The sequence below is a fragment of the Methanobrevibacter sp. genome, assembly GCF_045120835.1.
Taxonomy (GTDB): Archaea; Methanobacteriota; Methanobacteria; order Methanobacteriales; family Methanobacteriaceae; genus Methanocatella.
The window spans coordinates 1-4577 of sequence record NZ_JBGVFE010000084.1; the positions used below are offsets into that span (position 1 = coordinate 1).

Here is a 4577-nt window from a genome sequence, read left to right on the forward strand (position 1 = left end):
TATTACAGATTTGCAAAAAATGATGTCTGAGATTGAAGACATCAGTTGCAATAATGAGTGGTGTCATATTAAAGGGAAAGTTCCATTAAATACAAGTAAAGACTATGCCTCAGAAGTAAGTTCATACACTAAGGGCTTAGGCGTTTTTATGGTCAAGCCATGCGGGTATCAAATAACAAAAGGCGATTATTCTGATAATATCCGCATGAACGAAAAAGATAAACTTTTATTCATGTTCCAAAAATCAATGTCATTAAAATAATGGAGCGGTCAGGAAATTTCTATAAGGCAATACGGTTGGGATATATACTTATCTCCATTCTTATCGGATGTATGGCATATAATAGCCTCTATGAATGGCAGGAGATAGAAGCATTAGAACTTGGCAATAATTGTCTATTATTCTGTTAGTACACTTGATGAACTCAAAGAATTTCGCAATCAATATTCCGATGACTATATATTTATATCTGAATTAATGTCTGATTATTCCCCATTTAAGATAAAGTATGGTGTACAGTCCACTCCGACATGTTTTGTTATAGACAGAAGTGGAACGGTTGTACTCAAAACTATAGGATTTAATGCTTCGCAAGTCAAAACTACAATAAACTAATATGAATCTAACAATGGCGACCGCTTATTACGAGTGGTCGCCATTACTGTATATCGCAAAAACGTACTTTTACGGCTGTGTAAAGGCGTATTTGGGAGAATTCCATTAACTTTGCAGAAAAATTAAAGCGAAGTTATATGAATCAATATATAATATTTATTTGGCAATGAATTAATATGAAAATAATCTCTTTTATACACTTTATTATCATTACATTATTTTTATGTTCGTGTAATCACCCAAGTTCTCCCCAAGAGGTGAATTCAAATATCGTTGTTATATTCCAAAATACGCCCAAACACGAAACAACAAATAGAGGCATCGGACATTCAACGACGCTACCATCAACGATATTTAATTTTGTAAATGAGCAAGGTGAACTGCAATACTATTTACCTAAAATGCATGGATGTGACACCCTCATCATCCCATCACACTATGGTTATGCCGAAGTAATGCATCGCAACCAATCCATTGAGGATAACTACTACCTAATAGAAGCGGGTGATACAATTTTGTTCACTTATACTGATAATCTTAGACCACAGCTCCAGAGTCTTCAATCTGAAGAAAGAACTTGGCTTTACACCATACCTGAACATGACTCGCGATTAATTCATAAGCAGACGGGATATAGTATTAAGACTTTATGCACATCACGACTTTACGGCGCAATGTGGTTTGCTCTCAATAATCCCCAATATAGATCTGACAAGAGTAAGCAACAAATGCTAAATAGATACCGCAATATTTGTCCCAATATAGATTCTTTACAAGTAATCTTATCTGAATACCAAATAGCTCAAACAAGATATATTGATTCATTGGAGTCGTGTGGTAAGATTTCTAGTCTATATGCTGATTTCTATCGAAAAGGAGCAGACAGGCATTGTGTTGAGCAAATTCTACTCTCTGATTCACTCTTGTTTTACCCATCATCACATAGCGCAATCAAGGGACTCTTGATATCAAAAAATCCTTCAGAAATTCTAGTATTTAGCCAAGATTCTACCATCACACCAAAGGCTCGGCTGTCAGTAGTTGACTACATGCTAAGAATCAATAAAGAAAATGGGTCAGCCTTTTCATCAAGTATTGTAGATGCTCTTAATGAGGCCTATGAACAACTAACAGGCAACACATTTGCCCCCCAAAAGAAACATATTGTCGCAGATACTCAAGCGGGAAGTATGATTATTGCTGATTTAGAAGGTAATACTACAACATTTGACAAACTACTAAAAGAGCATATTGGCAAGGTAATTTATGTAGATCTATGGGCTTCATGGTGTGCCCCTTGTCGGGCAACAATGCCAGATGCTGAAAAGTTACGTAAAACATATAAGAATAAAAATGTTGTATTCATTTATCTCGCCGTAAACGATAATGAAGAGGCTTGGAAACGTGCAGTTGAGCAATATCACACTTCAACATACGATGATATAAACTATATTGTGTTAAATCCGAAAGAAGCAGTGTTTCTCAAGGAGATTGATAATAGACATATTCCACAATATTTACTATATGATAAATTCGGTAAGCTAGTAGACACCAATGCATCAAAACCCGGGACACAAGAAATAAGAGAAATTATTAATGAACTTATGGAATAAACCATATTCAATACAATAAGCCTCAAGACTGAATAAATAATAATACCAATGGCGACTACTCAACCAAGCAGCCGCCATTTACGTTTAAGGTATATACAGCAATTGAAACTCTCTTTTTCTGCGGCGTTCGATGCTGGGGATAGGCTTGCCCTTGTAGCAACGGTACGAGATATACTCTTCGTAAATATCCCTGTCGCCGGACTCGATTTTCTTGATAAGGTTACTCTTCGGGCGTTTGCCATAGCCAAGCAATCTGCTGTGACCGACATTGTAAGCCAACACTGTTAGTAGCAGAGCATCTTTCCCATATCGTCGGAAATATTTGTATCGCTCCAATAGGTCGGCTCTGAGCAACGAATCGGCCTGTGCTTCGGTAATATCGGCTGTCAGGTTTTCGTGTGGGAGCAGTTTATGCCCATAACCGATGTATGGATAGTGTTTTGCCGAATGCCACCCCTCAAACTCCTTGATGAGTGCTACCGCCTTATCGAACAGTTCCGCTGAAATCTCCTTTGGCAGCGGTGGCGAAGAGTCGCCGCCTCGTGTCTGTGCCTTGGCATATCCGCAAAGCAATGTCAGACAAATAATCATCAACTTTATTCTCATAGATTCTCTTTTAGTGATTGGTTATGGCGGCAGACACCCGACAAGCGAGTGCCTGCCACCGTTGGTTAAGGATTGATGTTGATTGGAGAGACGATAGTTCCTATGGGAGTAATCGTGTTACCCTCTGTGGTATCCTCTTCCTCCTTTACCTCGTTATTGAAAGTGAATGTAAGCTGATGGAGCTGATCGTGATTGTCCTCGAAATATACATCTATCGTCTGCTGATCTTCACACTCCGAAGTATAGTACAGACGGAACACATCTCTGTCAAGCGGATAGCGGTCATTCGGTAATAACACCATACCGTCATCCATTCTCAATGTACCCTCGCCATCGGGCTGGAAGTAACGAATCGTGTAGCGAGTATCGGAGAAATACCCCTCACGCACAATCTCGCAGCGTATCTCCGCTGTCTCGCCCTGTACCAATCGCTTGGGTACAGGCATTGTCTCAACTGTAAAAGGATAGGCTTGCTGAACATCGAGGTCATCCTCGCAAGATGTGAAGCCCAATACTGCGGTCATCATGGCACCGCAAACCATCATATAGGAAAATAACTTTTTCATAACGCTTTTAATTTTAATTGATAATAAACTTGATACCTAAACCGAACTGAGTGCTGAACTTACCGAGTGAGCCTCCCCAAAGAACACGCTCACGCACATTGGCAAGTAGGACTATACGGTCTGTTATATAACTCTCCAATTCAAGGGTAATGGCACCGCCATAGATGAAAGCATCCTTGGCAAGCAGCGTAGAGCCGTCGTGTAGTAGTCTATCACCCCAATTCACCGTTTCGTAGCCTGCCAATGCAGAGCCACCGATGGAGAGGAAGAAGGTCTTTGTAGGATCGGACAGGAACTTCAGGTAGTAACCGCCCTCGGCAGTGAACTGGGCTCGCGGAATGGATGTACCACGATAGTCGTAGTTCTTGAGCAGATATTCTGCACCCACCACCCAGCGGTTAGCCTTCTTGGTATATCCCGACATCGCTATTCCCGTGTAGTAGTTAAGCGGAGATTTCGAGCCGTTGACAAAGCCACCTCTGAGTTCCACACCCTTCATCTTCGGGAGATAACGCTGGGCGTATGCCTGCCCTGATGAAAGGGCAAGCGATACGACTGCAACAAGTAGAAACAGATACTTCTTCATGATTACTTCACTTTAAGTTCGTTGATTACCTTTGCTCTCACGATGTCCTCACTCTCCACGGTGAAGGTCTGGTGTCTGCCACCGCTCTTCTCATGCATCTCCACCACAAGCACCTTGTCGGCAGGGATGGTGAACTTATCGAAAACAAATACGGTACGCTCGTCCTTGTTGCCCGCAACGGTTGTGGCATAATCGTATGCACGCAGTGGGAAGATGACCTGTTCCTGAATGGCTGTACGCTTCATCACCTGCTTATCCACAATATTGAAAGTCACAAAGTCCACCTCGTATGGTACATTCGATGTGTTCTTCACCTGCGTATGGAAGTAGAGCAAGCCATTGTGGGTGTAGAGTCCACGCAACAGATACTGGATGCCGAACGCCTTGCTGCCGATGTGCTTGATGTGGCGTTTGTTGTCCTTGTGGATAGCCTTGCTGATAAGATGTACCAACTTCGGCGACTCGCTGCCAAGTTCCTGCAAGTAGATGTCGAGAGCATTGTTGGGACGGTTCACCTCACTGCCATCGTGAATGAAGTCTTTCATCTCGATATTCAGGAGCAGAGGCTCATCCGAGTACTTCACATTGAA

The 4577-nt window shown here is 41.8% G+C and carries 6 protein-coding genes and 1 pseudogene; 3 read left to right on the top strand and 4 right to left on the bottom strand.

What is annotated here, in order from left to right; all coding sequences use genetic code 11:
* From ACJMLO_RS07510 to ACJMLO_RS07520, 3 genes and pseudogenes are all read left to right on the top strand, one after another.
* Nucleotides 1–262: pseudogene (locus tag ACJMLO_RS07510) on the top strand (tetracycline resistance ribosomal protection protein); the annotation flags it as partial.
* Nucleotides 263–382: 120 nt separating this feature from the next.
* Nucleotides 383–616, top strand: coding sequence for a TlpA family protein disulfide reductase (locus ACJMLO_RS07515; protein ID WP_405295458.1), 234 nt, complete (start codon nucleotides 383–385; stop codon nucleotides 614–616).
* A 176-nt stretch (nucleotides 617–792) separates the two neighbouring features.
* Nucleotides 793–2229 (top strand): TlpA disulfide reductase family protein, encoded by a 1437-nt coding sequence (locus ACJMLO_RS07520; protein WP_289091964.1) that lies wholly within the window; start codon nucleotides 793–795, stop codon nucleotides 2227–2229.
* A gap of 84 nt (nucleotides 2230–2313) precedes the next feature.
* On the opposite strand, the gene ACJMLO_RS07525 is transcribed toward ACJMLO_RS07520, so the two are convergent.
* The 4 genes from ACJMLO_RS07525 to traN all read right to left on the bottom strand — a co-directional run.
* Entirely contained in the window at nucleotides 2314–2835 is a 522-nt protein-coding gene (locus ACJMLO_RS07525) for a glycoside hydrolase family protein (protein ID WP_202576740.1), read from the bottom strand.
* Between the two features lie 65 nt (nucleotides 2836–2900).
* Nucleotides 2901–3401 carry a DUF3872 domain-containing protein gene (locus ACJMLO_RS07530; RefSeq protein ID WP_405295461.1) on the bottom strand — a complete coding sequence of 167 codons (501 nt, stop codon included), beginning with the start codon at nucleotides 3399–3401 and terminating at the stop codon, nucleotides 2901–2903.
* A gap of 13 nt (nucleotides 3402–3414) precedes the next feature.
* Nucleotides 3415–3987 carry a conjugal transfer protein TraO gene (locus tag ACJMLO_RS07535; protein ID WP_202576738.1) on the bottom strand — a complete coding sequence of 191 codons (573 nt, stop codon included), beginning with the start codon at nucleotides 3985–3987 and terminating at the stop codon, nucleotides 3415–3417.
* Between the two features lie 2 nt (nucleotides 3988–3989).
* On the bottom strand, nucleotides 3990–4577 hold a 588-nt coding region (gene traN / locus ACJMLO_RS07540), incomplete at its 5' end, for a conjugative transposon protein TraN (protein ID WP_405295463.1).

Bases quoted from the DNA above. Each gene is read 5' to 3' on its own strand.
- ACJMLO_RS07520 (WP_289091964.1), top strand. From the start codon at position 793: ATGAAAATAATCTCTTTTATACACTTTATTATCATTACATTATTTTTA.
- ACJMLO_RS07525 (WP_202576740.1), bottom strand. From the start codon at position 2,835: ATGAGAATAAAGTTGATGATTATTTGTCTGACATTGCTTTGCGGATAT.
- ACJMLO_RS07530 (WP_405295461.1), bottom strand. From the start codon at position 3,401: ATGAAAAAGTTATTTTCCTATATGATGGTTTGCGGTGCCATGATGACC.
- ACJMLO_RS07535 (WP_202576738.1), bottom strand. From the start codon at position 3,987: ATGAAGAAGTATCTGTTTCTACTTGTTGCAGTCGTATCGCTTGCCCTT.